General features: G+C 43.4%; 11 protein-coding genes, 2 tRNA genes and 3 rRNA genes. 2 read left to right on the top strand and 14 right to left on the bottom strand.

Annotation, left to right across the window (positions count from 1 at the left end):
- Positions 1–184: 184 nt before the first annotated feature.
- Positions 185–1,663 carry a PLP-dependent aminotransferase family protein gene (locus MHB67_RS00080; RefSeq protein ID WP_342492712.1) on the top strand — a complete coding sequence of 493 codons (1,479 nt, stop codon included), beginning with the start codon at positions 185–187 and terminating at the stop codon, positions 1,661–1,663.
- A 42-nt stretch (positions 1,664–1,705) separates the two neighbouring features.
- Here MHB67_RS00080 and MHB67_RS00075 read toward each other — a convergent pair whose 3' ends face one another.
- Entirely contained in the window at positions 1,706–3,031 is a 1,326-nt protein-coding gene (locus MHB67_RS00075) for a D-alanyl-D-alanine carboxypeptidase family protein (protein ID WP_133745005.1), read from the bottom strand.
- A gap of 160 nt (positions 3,032–3,191) precedes the next feature.
- The gene (gene guaB, locus MHB67_RS00070; RefSeq protein ID WP_041106261.1) at positions 3,192–4,658 is read right to left on the bottom strand and encodes an IMP dehydrogenase; all 1,467 of its coding nucleotides are present in this window, start codon (positions 4,656–4,658) and stop codon (positions 3,192–3,194) included.
- Between the two features lie 121 nt (positions 4,659–4,779).
- On the opposite strand from guaB, the gene MHB67_RS00065 reads away from it, so the two are divergent.
- Positions 4,780–5,748 carry a YaaC family protein gene (locus MHB67_RS00065; RefSeq protein WP_133745006.1) on the top strand — a complete coding sequence of 323 codons (969 nt, stop codon included), beginning with the start codon at positions 4,780–4,782 and terminating at the stop codon, positions 5,746–5,748.
- Between the two features lie 11 nt (positions 5,749–5,759).
- On the opposite strand, the gene rrf is transcribed toward MHB67_RS00065, so the two are convergent.
- From rrf to dnaA, 12 genes are all read right to left on the bottom strand, one after another.
- Positions 5,760–5,875 (bottom strand): 5S ribosomal RNA (rrf, locus tag MHB67_RS00060).
- Between the two features lie 61 nt (positions 5,876–5,936).
- Positions 5,937–8,867 (bottom strand): 23S ribosomal RNA (locus MHB67_RS00055).
- Between the two features lie 98 nt (positions 8,868–8,965).
- Positions 8,966–9,041, bottom strand: a tRNA-Ala gene (locus tag MHB67_RS00050).
- Between the two features lie 14 nt (positions 9,042–9,055).
- Positions 9,056–9,132 (bottom strand) — tRNA-Ile (locus tag MHB67_RS00045).
- Between the two features lie 95 nt (positions 9,133–9,227).
- Positions 9,228–10,776: ribosomal RNA gene (locus MHB67_RS00040) — 16S ribosomal RNA — on the bottom strand.
- Together the 16S, 23S and 5S rRNA genes with 2 tRNA genes alongside form the textbook arrangement of a ribosomal RNA operon.
- A 365-nt stretch (positions 10,777–11,141) precedes the next feature.
- Complete coding sequence (gene gyrA / locus MHB67_RS00035; RefSeq protein WP_024424078.1) at positions 11,142–13,646, bottom strand: DNA gyrase subunit A; 2,505 nt, start codon at positions 13,644–13,646, stop codon at positions 11,142–11,144.
- A 232-nt stretch (positions 13,647–13,878) separates the two neighbouring features.
- The gene (gyrB, locus tag MHB67_RS00030; RefSeq protein ID WP_024424077.1) at positions 13,879–15,795 is read right to left on the bottom strand and encodes a DNA topoisomerase (ATP-hydrolyzing) subunit B; all 1,917 of its coding nucleotides are present in this window, start codon (positions 15,793–15,795) and stop codon (positions 13,879–13,881) included.
- 57 nt (positions 15,796–15,852) lie between these two features.
- A complete protein-coding gene (locus tag MHB67_RS00025) occupies positions 15,853–16,098 on the bottom strand; it encodes an extracellular matrix/biofilm biosynthesis regulator RemA family protein (protein ID WP_056766786.1) in 246 nt (81 codons plus the stop codon).
- 17 nt (positions 16,099–16,115) lie between these two features.
- Positions 16,116–17,228, bottom strand: a complete 1,113-nt coding sequence (gene recF / locus MHB67_RS00020) for a DNA replication/repair protein RecF (protein ID WP_024424075.1) — start codon at positions 17,226–17,228, stop codon at positions 16,116–16,118.
- A 16-nt stretch (positions 17,229–17,244) separates the two neighbouring features.
- Complete coding sequence (gene yaaA, locus MHB67_RS00015) at positions 17,245–17,460, bottom strand: S4 domain-containing protein YaaA (RefSeq protein WP_008360916.1); 216 nt, start codon at positions 17,458–17,460, stop codon at positions 17,245–17,247.
- Positions 17,461–17,610: 150 nt separating this feature from the next.
- Positions 17,611–18,747: a DNA polymerase III subunit beta gene (gene dnaN / locus MHB67_RS00010; RefSeq protein ID WP_024424074.1), complete on the bottom strand. Its 1,137-nt coding sequence runs from the start codon at positions 18,745–18,747 to the stop codon at positions 17,611–17,613.
- Between the two features lie 196 nt (positions 18,748–18,943).
- A complete protein-coding gene (gene dnaA / locus MHB67_RS00005; protein WP_024424073.1) occupies positions 18,944–20,284 on the bottom strand; it encodes a chromosomal replication initiator protein DnaA in 1,341 nt (446 codons plus the stop codon).

Raw genomic sequence — 20,284 nt, 5'->3', positions numbered from 1 at the left:
TATAACAATAAAGAGAATAGTATAACAATTCAACCAACCGGGGAATAAGGATAAACCCTTGTAAACAAAGGATTTTCAGCTAAAAACATATCGTTTTCTCTTTCAAGTGTGATTTACATGCTATAATGCAACTATAACAATTAAAATTCATGTATAACAATTTTGCATTCTATGGAGGGGTTTCATGCATATTGATATCCATCGACACTCTGATACATCTCTTTCAAATCAAATTTACTTTTCAATCATCGATCACATTCAATCGGGTTTGCTTCAGCAAGGAGAAAAGCTGCCAACTGTCCGTGATTTAGCTAAGCAGCTGAATGTCAGTCTTGTCACGGCAGCTAAGGCATACACACGATTAAAGGACGACGGATATTTAACAACGGTGCAAGGTAAGGGAACTTTTGTGAATGAGCAGCGAGAACAGGTAGATATCCCAATTCCTTCTTCTACTTCTTTCGATTGGCAGTTGTCGATTCCAGATTATTTACCACGGTCTCAATTCGCCCAGTATCACTATGTCGAAGAAGCCATTAACCTTTCTTCCTCTATGATCGATCCAGGTCTTTTGCCAAACCGGTATTTAGAAAAAGAAATGCAGCATGTGCTAGCCAGACATCCTCAAATCATGTCGAAGTATGGTGAAATACAAGGTGATCTTCAGCTGCGACAAGTCATTCAGTCCTTTTTAGAAAAGTTGGATGTGCCGTCTACCCCTGAAAATATCCTTGTAACAAGTGGTTCTCAGCAAGGGCTTGATTTGGTGGCACGTACGTTTATTGGGCCGGATGATGTGGTTGTCATGGAAGCACCGACCTATCCCGGGGCCATTGATGTCTTTATGGGCAGAGGAGCAAGAATCATTACCGTCCCTGTCGATCATGAAGGAATGAACATGAAGCAGCTTCAAAGCATTTGTGATAAATATAAACCGAAGCTGATCTATACGATTCCTACTTTCCACAGTCCGACAGGAGCCAGTATGTCGATGAAACGCAGAAAACAGCTTCTCTTACTGGCTCAAAGCATAGATTGTCTCATTGTAGAAGATGACCCATATCGTGAGCTTTATTTTGAAAAGAAGCCGCCAGCACCTATTAAAAGCTTGGATCATGATGGACACGTCATTTATTTACGAGGATTAAGTAAAACACTGGCTCCAGGATGCAGAATAGGGATTATCACCGCGTCAGGCTCGATATTTAACCGTTTATTAGCTGCAAAGGCTAATAATGACTTAGGCAGCCCTCTCCTCACACAAAAGGCCATATTGCCGTTTCTGACATCGAAGAAAATGATTGATCATACGAAGAAGCTAAGAACCGCCTTGAAGGTGAGACGCGATTTGATGATGGATGTGTTAACGAAGCACGCACCGAAAGATGTAACGTGGCAAATTCCACAGGGCGGGCTCAATTTATGGCTCAGCTTTCCTTCCTGGGTCGATACACGAGCACTTTTACATGAAGCACGTAAGCAGCAAATTACTTTTCTGCCTGGCTCTGTCTGCTATCCTGGAGAGCCGAAACAGAATTATATCCGCCTCAGCTTTTCCTATGTAAATGAAAAAGCACTGACCGAGGGCGTGGAAAAGTTATGTGGTATTTTTCAGCAAGCCTTGTCCACTCCTCAAAATCAGAAGCAATCGCTCTTCTTTTAACGATAAAAAAACTGCTCTCATGTATAGAGAGCAGTTTTTTTATTAGAACCAGCCTTTTACTGTGTCAACGATTCCGCCCCAAATGCCAGCGAAAAATCCACCTACACCGCGCATTGCAAGGATGAACCAGTTTGCTTTTTCATCGCTTGTTTTCGTCACAAGCTCAACACCTGATTGGTCTTTATTTAAATAGCCGTAGTCCTTCTCATCACCAGAATAAGAAGTCGTCAGCATGCCAACCTTCGTTCCTTTTTTAATAGGAGCTTCTAGGTTCTTTTTTTCCATATTTACTTTTGCTTTATAGCTCTTTTCGTCACCATTTTTTACTGGCACAGAAAATGCTTCTTTCGTCACAACAGGTACTTCTTTATCTTTGCCTTTATCCACTTCGATGTTTTCATGTCCTTTAATTTGTTGGCCTTTTTTGTACATTTCTTTCATCGTGAAGTTTTTAAACGCATAGTCGAACAGTTTTTTTGCCACGTCGAAACGTGCTGTATGAAGATTACCTTTTGCATTCAAGATAACTGCGATGACACGCATGTCCCCTTGTTTTGCTGTACCTGTGAAGCTAGAACCGGCTGAATCTGTAGATCCTGTTTTCAGACCGTCAACACCTTTATATTCCTTCACAAGTCCTTTAAGCATGAAGTTCCAGTTAGGCATGTCCATTTCATCGTCTGTGCCTTCTCTGAACTTTGTTTTCGCAATACTTGCTGTTTCAAGAATTTCTGGATGGTCTTTGATGAGATGCTGTGCAAGCAAAGCCATATCTTTTGCAGATACTTCACTTTCTTCATCAGGACCTGTACCTTTTGGCTGTTGGCCATGTAAGTCTTTATTTTCCAGACCAGTTGCATTCACGAATTTGTAGTTTGTTAAACCAAGTTCTTTTGCTTTTGCGTTCATTTTTTCAACAAACTTCGATTCTGATCCAGCGATCACTTCTGCTAAACCAATCGCTGCTGCATTTGCCGAATAAATAGCCGTTGCTTGATAAAGTTCTTTTACTGTATACGAACCATCTTTTCTCAAAGGAACGTTGGATAAGCTGCGGTCCTGAGAAATTTCGTATACATAATCATCTGGCGTATACTTTTGATCCCATTTCACTTTTCCTTCAGCAATTGCCTCTAGTAATAGATACTCTGTCATCATTTTTGCCATACTTGCAATAGGCAGTCTTTGATCTGCGTTTTTACTATAAAGAATTTTACCTGTAGAAGCTTCAATAAGGATCGCTGCTTTCGCATTCACACTGAATGGATCTTCAGCAGCTTTTGCTTTGGACATTGGTGTAAATGCTGTAACAATCAATGCCAATGCAAGGATAGAGACCATAAGCTGTTTCAACATCTTGCTGTTCAATCGTCATACCTCCGTATTCATCTTTTTTCGACGTTTTTCATATATATGTAATCCACAAGGGCTTATCTCAACACAACAGTATAAATTTTATCACAATAAAGACAAAAAAAATAGACAGAGTCTTAGACCCTGTCAAATGTAATTTGATTGTCACAATTTATCAAGAAATTGTGTAGTTTGGTGATTCTTTTGTAATTTGTACGTCATGTGGATGACTCTCACGAAGTCCTGCACCCGTCATACGAATGAACTGTGCTTCTTCTCTAAGAGTGCGTAAATCCTGTGTTCCACAATAACCCATACCAGAACGAATACCGCCAACTAGTTGATACACTGTATCAACGACTGGCCCTTTGTATGGTGTACGGCCTTCAATACCTTCAGGAACGAATTTTTTATTATCTTCTTGGAAGTAACGATCTTTACTTCCTTTTTCCATTGCAGCGACAGAACCCATACCACGATAAACTTTGAATCGTCTACCTTGGAAAATTTCTGTTTCTCCTGGGCTTTCAGATGTACCAGCTAGAAGGCTTCCCAGCATAACAGCATGTCCGCCAGATGCTAATGCTTTCACGATATCACCTGAATATTTAATTCCACCATCTGCAATAATAGCTTTACCATGTTTTCTTGCTTCTGTTGCACAGTCATAGATCGCTGTGATTTGTGGTACACCGACACCTGCAACAACACGTGTTGTACAAATAGATCCTGGTCCGATACCGACTTTTACAATATCTGCTCCTGCTTCAAACAATGCTTTTGTTGCTTCGGCTGTTGCAACATTACCAGCAATGATGTTAAGAGAAGGATACGTTTCACGGATTTTCGATACAGTGTTTAGAACACCTTGAGAATGACCGTGTGCTGTATCAATGACAATGACATCCACATTGGCTTCGACTAATTTTTTCACACGTGTCATTGTATCGCCAGTGACACCAACAGCGGCACCAACAATTAAACGGCCATGTGCATCTTTAGAGGAGTTAGGGAATTCAATCACTTTTTCAATATCTTTGATTGTGATAAGACCTTTTAACGTTCCTTCGTCATCTAAAAGAGGTAATTTTTCAATCTTGTACTGCTGTAGGATTTTTTCAGCTTCTTCTAATGTTGTACCAACAGAAGCTGTCACAAGTTCCTCTTTTGTCATCACGTCGCTAATCTTCATTGAATAATCCGAAATAAAACGAAGGTCACGGTTCGTAATAATACCAACAAGCTTTTGGTCTTGTTCGTTGTTCACAATCGGCACACCTGAAATACGGTATTTACCCATTAAATGCTCTGCATCAAATACTTGATGCTCTGGTGTTAAGAAGAATGGATTTGTAATAACGCCGCGCTCTGAGCGTTTTACTTTATCTACCTGCTCTGCTTGCTGTTCAATGGACATGTTCTTATGAATAATACCAAGACCACCTTGACGTGCCATTGCAATCGCCATTTGTGATTCCGTCACTGTGTCCATTCCCGCACTGATAATTGGAATGTTAAGCTTTAATGTGCTTGTTAGCTCCACTGATAAATTGACATCACGCGGAAGTACTTCAGACTTTGCTGGAACAAGCAAAACATCGTCAAACGTCAAACCTTCTTTTGAAAATTTACTTTCCCACATTAGTAAATCCCCCTCTTTTCGGCAAAATATTATATGTAGATTATCAACTAGCAAACAGCATGTCAAGGAAGCAACAAACAGTTGCAATTTTTAGAAAATATAAAGAGAGTTGAGGAAGAAGATGAAAAGTTCAGGATGGAAGGATTTAAAACGTTTTTACTCGCTCGAAACCTCCCAAAAGTTTCTATTTCAACAATATGAGAAACGGAACATTCAAGATGCAAACCAGCAAGCCTATAAAAACTGTGAACGATTTATTTACTTTCTAAAACATGGCCACACGTTTTATGAACAGGCTGAGATCGCGCCTCTAGAACTTAAACCCATTTTATTGTTTTATGGAATGGCACAGCTGCTAAAAGCATGTTTGCTGACAGTGGACCCTCATTATCCTTCTCAAACCTCTGTTTTAGCTCATGGCGTAACATCGAGAAAGAGGAAGAAACAGCATTACCGTTTTAGTGAAGATGAGGTGAAAATCCAAAGAAATGGGCTATGTATGCATGTGTTAAAGCATCTATTTCAATTAAATGGTCTTGAAGATGAGCGATTTACGATGATCCATCTCCTGTCTAAAATACCTGAAATGAGTCATATTCTGGAGTTTCAAAAGCAGCCCTCGACTTTAGTTAAAGTAGAAAAGGCTAATGGAATGATGATTCAAGATCATATTCCATTACTTTATAACATGTCTGCTGAACGCTTTATTGAATACTTTGAGTTTCATACAAGCTGGAAACTCAAACAGAGAGAGGCTAAAAAACTGACGTTTGATGTATTTCTTGAAGAAAACCCAGCACTTGCTACTCATCTTCATTATGATTTAGAAATGGATCAATGGTTTATACCGTCAACACGAGATGCTTTTCTAGGGATTCCTGAGATCATCAGCCATTACTTATTGATGTATAACCTTAGTATGATTGCCCGCTACGAAACAGAATGGTGGTACGAGCTGCTGTCTCAATACATTAGCGATGATTACGTCATGATTGAACGCTACATGGAGATTGCAGAAGAGAAGTTCCCAGCTTACATCATGATGCTGTTAGAAGAAAAAACAAAAAAGACCAGTTCCGACTGGAACTGATCTTTATAGAAGCTTGGCGGCGTCCTACTCTCACAGGGGGAAACCCCCAACTACCATCGGCGCTGAAGAGCTTAACTTCCGTGTTCGGTATGGGAACGGGTGTGACCTCTTCGCTATCGCCACCAAACCTGATGGAGAGAATGTTCTCTCAAAACTAGATAACAATGTTCATGCTTCACAATAGAATATAGGTTAAGTCCTCGATCTATTAGTATCTGTCAGCTCCACGTGTCACCACGCTTCCACCTCAGACCTATCAACCTGATCATCTTTCAGGGATCTTACTTCCTTGCGGAATGGGAAATCTCATCTTGAGGGGGGCTTCATGCTTAGATGCTTTCAGCACTTATCCCGTCCGCACATAGCTACCCAGCGATGCCCTTGGCAGAACAACTGGTACACCAGCGGTGCGTCCATCCCGGTCCTCTCGTACTAAGGACAGCTCCTCTCAAATTTCCTGCGCCCGCGACGGATAGGGACCGAACTGTCTCACGACGTTCTGAACCCAGCTCGCGTACCGCTTTAATGGGCGAACAGCCCAACCCTTGGGACCGACTACAGCCCCAGGATGCGATGAGCCGACATCGAGGTGCCAAACCTCCCCGTCGATGTGGACTCTTGGGGGAGATAAGCCTGTTATCCCCGGGGTAGCTTTTATCCGTTGAGCGATGGCCCTTCCATGCGGAACCACCGGATCACTAAGCCCGACTTTCGTCCCTGCTCGACTTGTAGGTCTCGCAGTCAAGCTCCCTTGTGCCTTTACACTCTGCGAATGATTTCCAACCATTCTGAGGGAACCTTTGGGCGCCTCCGTTACATTTTAGGAGGCGACCGCCCCAGTCAAACTGCCCACCTGACACTGTCTCCCTGCCCGATAAGGGCAGCGGGTTAGAAGGTCAATACAGCCAGGGTAGTATCCCACCGATGCCTCCACCGAAGCTAGCGCTCCGGTTTCCAAGGCTCCTACCTATCCTGTACAAGCTGTACCAACATTCAATATCAGGCTGCAGTAAAGCTCCACGGGGTCTTTCCGTCCTGTCGCGGGTAACCTGCATCTTCACAGGTACTATAATTTCACCGAGTCTCTCGTTGAGACAGTGCCCAGATCGTTGCGCCTTTCGTGCGGGTCGGAACTTACCCGACAAGGAATTTCGCTACCTTAGGACCGTTATAGTTACGGCCGCCGTTTACTGGGGCTTCAATTCGCACCTTCGCTTACGCTAAGCGCTCCTCTTAACCTTCCAGCACCGGGCAGGCGTCAGCCCCTATACTTCGCCTTACGGCTTCGCAGAGACCTGTGTTTTTGCTAAACAGTCGCCTGGGCCTATTCACTGCGGCTTCTCGGGGCTTTAACACCCTAAGAAGCACCCCTTCTCCCGAAGTTACGGGGTCATTTTGCCGAGTTCCTTAACGAGAGTTCTCTCGATCACCTTAGGATTCTCTCCTCGCCTACCTGTGTCGGTTTGCGGTACGGGCACCTCTCACCTCGCTAGAGGCTTTTCTTGGCAGTGTGGAATCAGGAACTTCGCTACTAAATTTCGCTCGCCATCACAGCTCAGCCTTTACGGGAAACGGATTTGCCTATTTCCCAGCCTAACTGCTTGGACGCGGATATCCAATACCGCGCTTACCCTATCCTCCTGCGTCCCCCCATTGCTCAAATGGTGAGGAGGTGGTACAGGAATATCAACCTGTTGTCCATCGCCTACGCCTTTCGGCCTCGGCTTAGGTCCCGACTAACCCTGAGCGGACGAGCCTTCCTCAGGAAACCTTAGGCATTCGGTGGACGGGATTCTCACCCGTCTTTCGCTACTCATACCGGCATTCTCACTTCTAAGCGCTCCACCAGTCCTTCCGGTCTGGCTTCACAGCCCTTAGAACGCTCTCCTACCACTGTTCGTAAGAACAGTCCGCAGCTTCGGTGATACGTTTAGCCCCGGTACATTTTCGGCGCAGAGTCACTCGACCAGTGAGCTATTACGCACTCTTTAAATGGTGGCTGCTTCTAAGCCAACATCCTGGTTGTCTAAGCAACTCCACATCCTTTTCCACTTAACGTATACTTTGGGACCTTAGCTGGCGGTCTGGGCTGTTTCCCTTTCGACTACGGATCTTATCACTCGCAGTCTGACTCCCAAGGATAAGTCATCGGCATTCGGAGTTTGACTGAATTCGGTAACCCGGTAGGGGCCCCTAGTCCAATCAGTGCTCTACCTCCGAGACTCTTACCTTGAGGCTAGCCCTAAAGCTATTTCGGAGAGAACCAGCTATCTCCAGGTTCGATTGGCATTTCACCCCTACCCACACCTCATCCCCGCACTTTTCAACGTGCGTGGGTTCGGGCCTCCATTCAGTGTTACCTGAACTTCACCCTGGACATGGGTAGATCACCTGGTTTCGGGTCTACGACCACGTACTCATGCGCCCTATTCAGACTCGCTTTCGCTGCGGCTCCGCATCTTCTGCTTAACCTTGCACGGGATCGTAACTCGCCGGTTCATTCTACAAAAGGCACGCCATCACCCGTTAACGGGCTCTGACTACTTGTAGGCACACGGTTTCAGGATCTATTTCACTCCCCTTCCGGGGTGCTTTTCACCTTTCCCTCACGGTACTGGTTCACTATCGGTCACTAGGGAGTATTTAGCCTTGGGAGATGGTCCTCCCGGATTCCGACGGAATTTCACGTGTTCCGCCGTACTCAGGATCCACTCTGGAGAGAACAACATTTCAGTTACAGGGCTGTTACCTTCTTTGGCGGGCCTTTCCAGACCTCTTCGCTTATATCATTCCTTTGTAACTCCGTATAGAGTGTCCTACAACCCCAAGAGGCAAGCCTCTTGGTTTGGGCTGTTCCCGTTTCGCTCGCCGCTACTCAGGGAATCGCATTTGCTTTCTCTTCCTCCGGGTACTTAGATGTTTCAGTTCCCCGGGTATGCCTTCTCATACTCTATGTATTCAAGTATGGATACTACTCCATTACGAGCAGTGGGTTTCCCCATTCGGAAATCTCCGGATCAAAGCTTGCTTACAGCTCCCCGAAGCATATCGGTGTTCGTCCCGTCCTTCATCGGCTCCTAGTGCCAAGGCATCCACCGTGCGCCCTTTCTAACTTAACCATTTCTTACTTTAGAAAGAATCACTATGTGTGATGAACTTTGCATTGCATTCAATGTGAATGTATTACTTATTGTTATCTAGTTTTCAAAGAACACGTTGGTGGAGCCTAGCGGGATCGAACCGCTGACCTCCTGCGTGCAAGGCAGGCGCTCTCCCAGCTGAGCTAAGGCCCCAATTTAATAGAAGATGGTGGGCCTGAGTGGACTCGAACCACCGACCTCACGCTTATCAGGCGTGCGCTCTAACCAGCTGAGCTACAGGCCCATCTTTCATATCGAAGATATGATGTTGTAGGATCTTTTGCAAGTTCCTTCAAAACTAAACAAGACGAAAACGTACGCTGCTCCATATATCCTTAGAAAGGAGGTGATCCAGCCGCACCTTCCGATACGGCTACCTTGTTACGACTTCACCCCAATCATCTGCCCCACCTTCGGCGGCTGGCTCCATAAAGGTTACCTCACCGACTTCGGGTGTTGCAAACTCTCGTGGTGTGACGGGCGGTGTGTACAAGGCCCGGGAACGTATTCACCGCGGCATGCTGATCCGCGATTACTAGCGATTCCAGCTTCACGCAGTCGAGTTGCAGACTGCGATCCGAACTGAGAACAGATTTATGGGATTGGCTAAACCTTGCGGTCTTGCAGCCCTTTGTTCTGTCCATTGTAGCACGTGTGTAGCCCAGGTCATAAGGGGCATGATGATTTGACGTCATCCCCACCTTCCTCCGGTTTGTCACCGGCAGTCACCTTAGAGTGCCCAACTGAATGCTGGCAACTAAGATCAAGGGTTGCGCTCGTTGCGGGACTTAACCCAACATCTCACGACACGAGCTGACGACAACCATGCACCACCTGTCACTCTGTCCCCGAAGGGAAAGCCCTATCTCTAGGGTTGTCAGAGGATGTCAAGACCTGGTAAGGTTCTTCGCGTTGCTTCGAATTAAACCACATGCTCCACCGCTTGTGCGGGCCCCCGTCAATTCCTTTGAGTTTCAGTCTTGCGACCGTACTCCCCAGGCGGAGTGCTTAATGCGTTAGCTGCAGCACTAAGGGGCGGAAACCCCCTAACACTTAGCACTCATCGTTTACGGCGTGGACTACCAGGGTATCTAATCCTGTTCGCTCCCCACGCTTTCGCTCCTCAGCGTCAGTTACAGACCAGAGAGTCGCCTTCGCCACTGGTGTTCCTCCACATCTCTACGCATTTCACCGCTACACGTGGAATTCCACTCTCCTCTTCTGCACTCAAGTTTCCCAGTTTCCAATGACCCTCCCCGGTTGAGCCGGGGGCTTTCACATCAGACTTAAGAAACCGCCTGCGAGCCCTTTACGCCCAATAATTCCGGACAACGCTTGCCACCTACGTATTACCGCGGCTGCTGGCACGTAGTTAGCCGTGGCTTTCTGGTTAGGTACCGTCAAGGTGCGAGCAGTTACTCTCGCACTTGTTCTTCCCTAACAACAGAGCTTTACGATCCGAAAACCTTCATCACTCACGCGGCGTTGCTCCGTCAGACTTTCGTCCATTGCGGAAGATTCCCTACTGCTGCCTCCCGTAGGAGTCTGGGCCGTGTCTCAGTCCCAGTGTGGCCGATCACCCTCTCAGGTCGGCTACGCATCGTCGCCTTGGTGAGCCATTACCCCACCAACTAGCTAATGCGCCGCGGGTCCATCTGTAAGTGACAGCCGAAACCGTCTTTCATCCTTGAACCATGCGGTTCAAGGAACTATCCGGTATTAGCTCCGGTTTCCCGGAGTTATCCCAGTCTTACAGGCAGGTTACCCACGTGTTACTCACCCGTCCGCCGCTAACATCCGGGAGCAAGCTCCCTTCTGTCCGCTCGACTTGCATGTATTAGGCACGCCGCCAGCGTTCGTCCTGAGCCAGGATCAAACTCTCCGAAAAAGTACAAAACCGAAGTTTTGCTTTTCGCCAGTTTGACTGACTACCTATGAAGTATCATAGGATTTTTTTATAAAAACTCGAATTAACAGGTACGTTTTGTCTTGTTTAGTTTTCAAAGAACTTGTGTGTCTCTCTCTCAAAGCGACCACTTAAATATATCATATATCTCTATCAACAGTCAACATTTTTCTTGAAAAACATTTTATTTTTTTAAGAAGTTTCCACTGTAAAAGAGATAAAAAATAGAGCCTCTTTTTGCTCCTTTGAAAGATTAACACATATCTATGAAAAAAGCATTATAAATTTCAAAAAAAACTCATGTTTTAAAAAAAAAAAATAAAGCCGGTAAAGAACCGGCTTTATTTTTACTCAGATTGCTCTTGATCTGACTCTATAGTTTCTACGTTTTCTTCACTATTCTCTTCATCATCTTCTTGTGATTGTTCAACTAATGCCACTGTAGCGACATGTTCATCATCACCTAGACGAATCAGGCGGACACCTTGAGTGACTCGACCTGTTGTTGAAATATCTGAAACGGCCATACGAATGATCACGCCGCTTCCTGTAATAATCATCAAGTCCTCTTCAGCTTCAGCATTCGTCGCCTTCACCGCGACAAGCGGACCGTTGTTGTCAGTGATTTTACATGTTTTAAGACCTTTACCGCCCCGACTTTGAACACGGTATTCTTTTTCAGGTGTTAACTTACCATACCCTTTTTCGGTGACGATCAATACGTTTGCATCTGGCTCAAGGATTTCCATCCCAACGACGATGTCATCTTCAGAAAGCGTAATTCCTTTCACGCCAGCTGCCGTACGCCCCATTTCACGAACATCTGTCTCGTCGAAACGAATCAGCATACCTTTTTTCGTTCCAATGATGATTTGTTTTTCTCCATTGGTTAAACGGACAGCCATCAGTTCATCTTCGTCACGAAGACTTAATGCGATAAGTCCATTGTTTCGAATGTTGGCAAACTGAGACAATGACGTTCGTTTTGATACACCGTGTCTTGTTGTAAAGAAGAGATACGAATCTTCATCAAATTCGCTTACCGGAATAATGGCATTAATCCACTCTCCCTTTTCTACTTCAAGCAGGTTAATAATCGGAATCCCTTTCGCTGTCCGTCCGAATTCAGGAATCTCATATCCCTTCGCACGATAAACCTTCCCTTTATTAGAGAAGAAGAGGATCGTATCATGGGTAGATGTTGAAATCAGCTGTTCTACGAAATCATCCTCATTGGTTCCCATCCCTTGAACACCTTTACCGCCTCTTTTTTGACTGCGGTATGTTGATGCAGGCAGACGCTTGATATAACCATTATGAGTCAGCGTAATCACGATGTTTTCAACAGGAATCAAATCTTCGTCTTCAATTGTTTCAATACCTGCTGTCACAATTTCAGTACGGCGCGTATCATTGAAACGTTCTTTGATTTCTGTTAACTCTTCTCTAATGATTTCAAGAACTTTTTCATTGTCTGCTAAAATGGCTTTCAACTCAGCAATCAAATCAACAAGTCCTTTGTATTCTTCTTCTATCTTTTCTCTTTCCAAACCAGTTAAGCGCTGAAGACGCATATCAAGAATGGCCTGTGCTTGTTTTTCGGACAAGCTATAGTTCTCCATTAAGCCATTTCTCGCGATTTCAGCAGTTTGAGAGCTTCTAATTAATGCAATGACTTCATCTAAGTGGTCAAGAGCGATTCTTAAACCTTCTAGAATATGAGCTCTTGCTTCGGCTTTACGAAGTTCATATGCTGTTCTTCTGCGAATAATCACTTTTTGATGCTCTAAATAATATTCAAGACATTGTTTGAGGGACAAGACTTTCGGCTGTCCATCAACTAGTGCCAATAAGTTGATCCCAAATGACGTTTGAAGTGTCGTTTGTTTATAAAGATTGTTTAATAGAACGTGGGCGTTCGCGTCTCTTCGCAGTTCAATCACGATCCGCATTCCATTACGATCAGACTCGTCACGGAGATCTGTAATGCCATCGATCTTTTTATCGCGCACAAGATCAGCGATTTTTTCGATCAAACGTGCTTTGTTGACCTGATATGGAATTTCATTGATGACAATCCGCTGCTTACCGCTGGATGTTTCTTCGATGATAGACTTTGCACGTAATGTAATAGAACCTCGGCCTGTTTCATATGCTTTGCGGATTCCGCTTCGGCCAATGATTTGTCCCGCAGTTGGGAAGTCTGGTCCTGGAATGATCTCCATTAGTTCCTGTGTAGTCATTTCTGGGTTTTGACTTATCGCCAGTACCCCATCAATCACTTCACCTAGCTGGTGAGGCGGAATGTTTGTTGCCATCCCTACAGCGATACCTGTTGCCCCGTTGACTAATAAGTTCGGGAAACGAGCAGGCATGACGATTGGTTCTCTTTCACTGCCATCGTAGTTATCTTGATAATCAATCGTATCCTTGGTGATATCACGCAGGATTTCCATTGAAATTTTAGATAGACGCGCCTCAGTATAACGCATTGCCGCTGCACCGTCTCCATCGACAGAACCAAAGTTTCCGTGACCTTCAACCAGCATATTTCGATAGTTGAAGTCTTGCGCCATACGAACCATCGCTTCGTATACAGCGCTGTCACCGTGAGGGTGGTACTTACCGATAACTTCCCCAACGATACGTGCAGATTTCTTAAATGGTTTATCACTTGTCATACCTAGGTCATTCATCGCATACAAAATTCTTCGATGCACGGGCTTCAATCCGTCTCGCACATCTGGTAATGCACGCGAAACAATAACACTCATTGCATAATCTAAAAAGGACGTACGCATTTCTTGACTAATATTTACTTCGCGTACATTTGGTGTATGTTGTTCACTCACTATAAGAACCTCCCTTTACGTATCACATGAAATAAATTATGTGGGAGTAAAATATGTATTTATCTTCACAAGACTATTCTCCATTATATCAATAATCTCGGCTTTATACACATTTATTTACTAGAAAATCAACGAAAACACGGAAAACCAGGACATTCGTTACACGCCCCTATTTCTTGAAAAACAACCTTATTCCAAACAAGAAATAAGGTTGTTCTCAGGAGGGATCTATCTAAATATCAAGGTTTTTCACGTATTGCGCATTTTCTTCGATAAAGTTTCGTCTCGGTTCTACTTTATCTCCCATCAGCATTTCAAATGTCTCATCAGCATCGATCGCATCCTCAAGTGTGACTTGAAGAAGTGTTCTCGCATCAGGGTCCATTGTTGTTTCCCAAAGCTGAGCAGCATTCATTTCTCCAAGACCTTTATAACGCTGAAGTCCAGGCTTTGGTGTTTGAGGAAGTGATTTTAACAGCTCATCCAGCTGTTTATCGTTATACACGTACTCCACACGTTTTCCTTGCTGCACTTTATATAAAGGCGGCTGCGCAATATACACATAACCGTTTTCAATGATTTCACGCATGTAGCGATAGAAGAATGTTAAGAGCAGCGTTCGAATGTGTGCTCCATCCACATCGGCATCTGTCATGATCACAATTTTGTGATAGCGTGCTTTCTCTAAAGTAAAGTCTTCTCCGATTCCAGTTCCTAACGCTGTAATCATTGAACGAACCTCGTTGTTCGATAAAATTTTATCTAAACGAGCTTTTTCTACGTTTAGGATCTTCCCTCTTAACGGTAAGATCGCTTGGAAGTGGCGATCACGGCCCTGCTTAGCAGATCCGCCCGCAGAATCTCCCTCTACAATATAGAGTTCAGAGATGGAAGGATCTTTAGAAGAACAGTCCGCTAGTTTCCCAGGTAAGCTGGAGACTTCCAGTGCACTTTTACGTCTTGTCAGCTCACGAGCCTTTTTGGCAGCCATTCTTGCACGAGCCGCCATCAGTCCTTTTTCCACAATTTTTTTCGCAGAATCAGGATTTTCAAGCAAGAATTTCTCAAGTGCTTCAGAGAAAAGGGAGTCTGTGATGGTTCTCGCTTCTGAGTTCCCAAGCTTTGTCTTCGTTTGTCCTTCGAATTGAGGGTCTGGATGTTTGATGGAGATAATGGCTGTTAAGCCTTCTCGCACATCTTCACCACTTAAATTCGCATCCCCATCCTTGAATACGCCATTTTTACGAGCATAGTCATTGATGACACGCGTTAGACCGGTTTTAAAACCAGCTTCATGTGTTCCGCCTTCATACGTGTTGATATTGTTGGCGAAGGAATAGATATTGCTTGTATAGGAATCGTTATATTGTAATGCTACTTCAACCGTGATTCCGTCTTTCTCACCTTCGATGTACACAGGCTCTTCATGAACGACTTCTTTTGAGCGGTTTAAATGTTCTACATAGCTCTTAATACCGCCTTCGTAGCAGTATTCATTTCTCCGCTCTTTGCCTTCACGCAAGTCTTCTATGATGATGTTTACACCTTTTGTTAAGAAGGCTAACTCACGAACACGGTTAGCAAGTGTATCGTAATCAAATTCAATGGTTTCCGTGAAAATTTCTGGATCTGGCACAAAGTGAGTGGTTGTCCCGGTTACATCAGTTTCACCAATAACCTCTAAATCTCCCACTGGAACGCCGCGTTTGAACTGCTGATAATGGATTTTCCCGTCACGGTATACAGTCACGTCTAAGGTAGTAGATAATGCATTTACAACAGATGCCCCTACACCATGCAGACCGCCTGATACTTTATAACCGCTGCCGTCAAATTTACCGCCAGCGTGAAGAACAGTCATAATGACCTCTACGGCAGGACGCCCCATTTTCTCATGAATTCCAACAGGAATCCCGCGGCCATTATCTTTTACTGTAATGCTGTTATCTTTTTCAATTTGCACTGTAATGTCTGTACAATAACCAGCTAATGCCTCATCAATACTGTTGTCGACAATTTCCCATACAAGATGGTGAAGCCCTTTTGCATTGGTTGACCCAATGTACATTCCTGGACGTTTTCTAACAGCTTCTAATCCTTCAAGCACCTGTATCTGATTTTCATCATAACTATTATGTTGCTGTTCCATTGCCACGTACATTCACCTACACTTTTCTTAAACGATATATTTATATGAATTGAGTTTTTAGACTTCAATTTCAACCACAAACGAAGCACGTTTTTTGAGCGTGCTTGAGGAAAGAGGAGAGTAATAAACAGATTCAGTTGTGACGACAATGGATTTGGGTGTCCCTTGTGATAACGAAATGATATGTTTCTCTTGTTTTTGTAGAAATTCTTCTACAACAGAAGACGACCTCATTTTGTAATCAACAATTGCGACAATCTCTCGTGTAGAAACAACACAATCATCACCTAAATGAATATACAAGACTCACACCTCATTTATCAGTCAATTACTTTTCCACTGGCTACTCTGAAAATTTCCGCTTCTTTCAGGGTGGCGTGATCAATGCCTTCAACACTTGTTGTGGTGACGAAGGTCTGTACACGTCCCTGAATGGTATGGAGCAAATGAGACTGTCTGTAATCATCAAGTTCAGATAACACATCATCAAGTAGAAGAATAGGATATTCTCCGATTTCTTCATGTATCAGATCAATTTCTGCCAGCTTTAGTGAAAGAGCTGTTGTTCTTTGCTGCCCTTGAGAGCCATATGTCTGAACATCCCGACCATTCACAAAGAAAAGCAGGTCATCTCTGTGAGGTCCCCACAGTGTCACCCCTCGGTCGATTTCTCTCTCTCTTAGTTTCTGAAACGATTCTTCATAGCTATTCTTTATTTTCGACAAGTCTGACGCTTCTGATACCTCTATTGCCGTCTGGTATTGGAGCGTAAGTGTTTCTAGCTCTCTAGAAATCCCAAAATGCAGCGGCTGCGCCCATTTTTCGAGCTGTTTCGTAAAAGTCAGTCGTCTTTTGACCACTTTCGCTGCCGCATCAATCAACTGCTCTGTTAAAATCTCCAGCATCGCTTGATCCGTTTGCTTTCTTGTCTGCAATTGTTTCAAGTAATGATTCCGCTGAGAGAGGATTTTTTGATAGAGCGATAAATCATGCAAGTAGACAGCAGAAACTTGTCCAATCTCCATGTCGAGGAATCTTCTGCGGATTTGCGGGCTGCCCTTCACAAGACTTAAGTCCTCTGGCGCAAACATAATGGTGTTTAACGCACCAACATAATGACTGAGCTTCTGTTGTTCAATGTGATTGACCTTGCCCTTTTTCCCTTTTTTTGAGATCACGAGCTGCATTGGGAGTGGACCATTTTTTTTAATGACTCTACCTTCTATTTTAGCATAGTCTTGGTCCCATCGGATAAGTTCTTTATCATTTGACGTACGATGAGACTTTGCCATCGACAATACATAGATCGCTTCCATCAAGTTCGTTTTACCTTGGGCATTCTCACCGATCATGACATTCACCTTATTGTCGAATTGAAGCTCGGTGTGTTCATAGTTTCGGTATGAAGTTAACGCCAGACTTTGAATGTACATGTATTGTCACCCGTTTCTAATTCACAACTTGAAATGTGCCGTAACCTTCAATCTCGACAACATCTCCTGGGTATAGTTTGCGTCCCCGTCTATTATCTGGCTCTTGATTAATGAACACCTCATGTTCACTTAAAAACCATTTCGCCATTCCGCCAGATTGGATGACTTCGGCTAATTTCAAAAACTGCCCTAATGTAATCATTTCTGTTTCAATGGTTATAAGATTAGGCATTGTATCGACCTCTTTCAATATCACTAATATCTAATTGTACTAAAAAACAAGACAAGAAGGAAAGGGGGAAAGCGAACTGGGATGAAAGAAAGCATGGAAAACGAGAAGAAAAGCTGCTGTGCACTCACACAGCAGCCATTTTAGATTGAATTAATACGTTCTTACCGGAAGAATCAATTGCAAGATAGAATCATCATTCGGCGTACGCAGCAGGAACGGTCTCATTGCACCAGTGAAGCTTACATGAATATCTGTTCCCTCTAATACTTTTAACGCATCCAGCATATATTTTGGACTGAAGGAGATTTTAAGATCTTCCCCTTTAATGTCATCTGCTTGAACCGTCTCCACCACTTTACCGATCTCAGGCGAATTAGAAGAGATTTCAAGGCTTTGTTCAGGATCAGCTGACAGTTTCACGACATTATTACGTCCTTCTCTTGCCAAAAGTGATGCACGATCAATGGCTTGAAGGAACTCTTTCGTGTTGACCACGACATCCGTTTTACTTTCTTGCGGGATCAGACGGGCTGTATCTGGATAATTTCCATCCAGCAACCTTGAGAAGAACAGCACGTTTTGTGCTTTAAAAAGAACTTGGGTTTCTGTAATGACGATGCTCACAAGATCTTGTCCATCATCAAGAATTTTACTTAGCTCAGTTAAACTCTTCCCTGGAATCACGACATTATACGAACTTTCCTCGTTAATATCTAACTTCGCTTTTCTTAATGCAAGACGGTGGCTATCCGTTGCTGTGCATATTAATTCACCTTTTTCTACCTTCCAGTTTACACCTGTCAAGATAGGTCGTGTTTCTGAGGTGGACACTGCAAAAACAGTTTGACGAATTAAGTTTTTAAGCAGATCTGTCGGAATTTGAAATGCATGATGCTCTTCAATTTGTGGAAGATGCGGATATTCTTCAGCATCTAAGCCGTTTAAGTTAAATTCCGCTGAACCAGAGCGGATGATCGTCAGGTGATTTTGTTCTACTTCAATTTCGACAGTAGACATAGGCAGTTTCTTTACAATTTCACTAAAGAAGCGGGCTTGAAGCACAATACTTCCCGGACGATCAATGGTGATAACCTCTAAATCTCCATCTCTTTGAGGAATGAAAGATTCAATTGAGATATCAGAATCGCTTCCTGTTAGAGAAACCCCTTCATCAGACGCAACAATTTTAATCCCTGTCAAAATAGGAATCGTTGTTCTAGAGGATACGGCCTTTAATACATCTTGGACACTTTGGACAAGACGATCTTTTTGAATCGTGAATTTCATAGTGGTCCTCCTAAATTTTCTTAATGACATGTATATATATTTTATTAATAAAAATCGTAGAAGTAATAGTAGGGCTTGTGAATATGTGGATAAGTCGAGAAAAAGAAAGGAAAGACAGCCTATCCACATGTGGACAGACTGTGTATGACTATGCTCTAGTTATTCACATTTTCCCGTACTCATTATATCAGCTTAGTTATTTTAATTGTTCTTTGATCTCTTTGACATGCTGCTGAAGCTGTTCATCTTCAACAATTAATTTCGAAATCTTCTCATGAGCATGAATGACAGTCGTATGATCACGACCGCCAAATTCTTCTCCGATTTTAGGCAGAGAGGAATCGGTCATTTCTCTAGAGAGGTACATGGCAATTTGTCTTGGATAAGCAACTGACTTTGTACGTTTCTTTGCTTTGAAATCCTCTAATCGAATATTAAATTGCTGCCCTACAATTCTTTGAATATCTTTAATTGTAATGACCTTAGGCTTTGATGAAGGAATGATGTCCTTTAGCGCCTCAGCTGCTAGATCTGCATTAATATCTTTATTAATTAAAGATGAGTAAGCAACGACACGAATCAAAGCACCCTCCAGCTCACGAATGTTGCTGTCGATTTGATTGGCAATGTACAGCATGACTTCATTTGGAATGTCTAAGCCTTCTGCCTTTGCTTTTTTTCGCAGGATCGCGATACGCGTTTCTAGATCTGGCGGGGTAATGTCTGTAATTAAGCCCCATTCAAATCGAGAGCGTAATCTGTCTTCAAGTGTCGGAATTTCCTTCGGAGGCCGGTCACTAGAAATGACGATTTGCTTACTTTCTTCGTGAAGTGTGTTGAATGTATGGAAAAACTCTTCTTGTGTTTGTTCTTTTCCTGCTAAAAATTGAATATCATCTATCAAAAGCACATCTACATTCCGATAGCGATTACGGAAGTCGACAGCTTTGTTATCTCGGATTGAGTTGATAAATTCATTAGTAAATTTTTCAGATGATAGATAGACCACTTTGGCTGATGGATTATGGTCGATCACGTAATGACCAATCGCATGCATCAAGTGAGTCTTTCCTAAACCAACGCCCCCATAAATAAAAAGCGGGTTATATGCTTTTGCTGGTGCTTCCGCGACTGCAAGTGAAGCGGCATGAGCAAAACGGTTGCCTGAACCAATAACAAAAGTATCAAATGTATATTTTGGATTCAGCATATTTTGTGGAATGTCAACGGGCTCTTCTTTAGACATTTTTTTGATAGGAGACTTTGGCATGGCTTCCTCTTCATCCTGATTTTGAGGAATAATAAATTTAATGCTGAGCTCTTCACCTGTTAGTTCATAGATGGTATCAGCAATTAAGTGAAGATATCTTGACTCTAGCCAATCTCTAGCAAATTCATTAGGTGCCGTAATTGTAAGCGTATCTCCCTGAAGAGAATGGGCTTTTGTCGATTTCATCCATGTCTCAAAACTGGGTTTGCTCAATTTTGTCTCTATTTTTTGAAGTGCTTTATTCCACAGATCCAAAATATTTTCCAT

The organism is Bacillus sp. FSL H8-0516 (genome assembly GCF_038635285.1).
Lineage (GTDB): Bacteria > Bacillota > Bacilli > Bacillales > Bacillaceae > Bacillus > Bacillus safensis.
This window is presented reverse-complemented; position numbering and strand designations above follow the sequence as displayed.

What these genes read in the sequence shown, in the direction of transcription:
- MHB67_RS00080 (WP_342492712.1), top strand. Translation starts at nt 185, where the DNA reads ATGCATATTGATATCCATCGACACTCTGATACATCTCTTTCAAATCAA.
- guaB (WP_041106261.1), bottom strand. Translation starts at nt 4,658, where the DNA reads ATGTGGGAAAGTAAATTTTCAAAAGAAGGTTTGACGTTTGACGATGTT.
- MHB67_RS00065 (WP_133745006.1), top strand. Translation starts at nt 4,780, where the DNA reads ATGAAAAGTTCAGGATGGAAGGATTTAAAACGTTTTTACTCGCTCGAA.
- gyrB (WP_024424077.1), bottom strand. Translation starts at nt 15,795, where the DNA reads ATGGAACAGCAACATAATAGTTATGATGAAAATCAGATACAGGTGCTT.
- recF (WP_024424075.1), bottom strand. Translation starts at nt 17,228, where the DNA reads ATGTACATTCAAAGTCTGGCGTTAACTTCATACCGAAACTATGAACAC.
- yaaA (WP_008360916.1), bottom strand. Translation starts at nt 17,460, where the DNA reads ATGCCTAATCTTATAACCATTGAAACAGAAATGATTACATTAGGGCAG.
- dnaN (WP_024424074.1), bottom strand. Translation starts at nt 18,747, where the DNA reads ATGAAATTCACGATTCAAAAAGATCGTCTTGTCCAAAGTGTCCAAGAT.
- dnaA (WP_024424073.1), bottom strand. Translation starts at nt 20,284, where the DNA reads ATGGAAAATATTTTGGATCTGTGGAATAAAGCACTTCAAAAAATAGAG.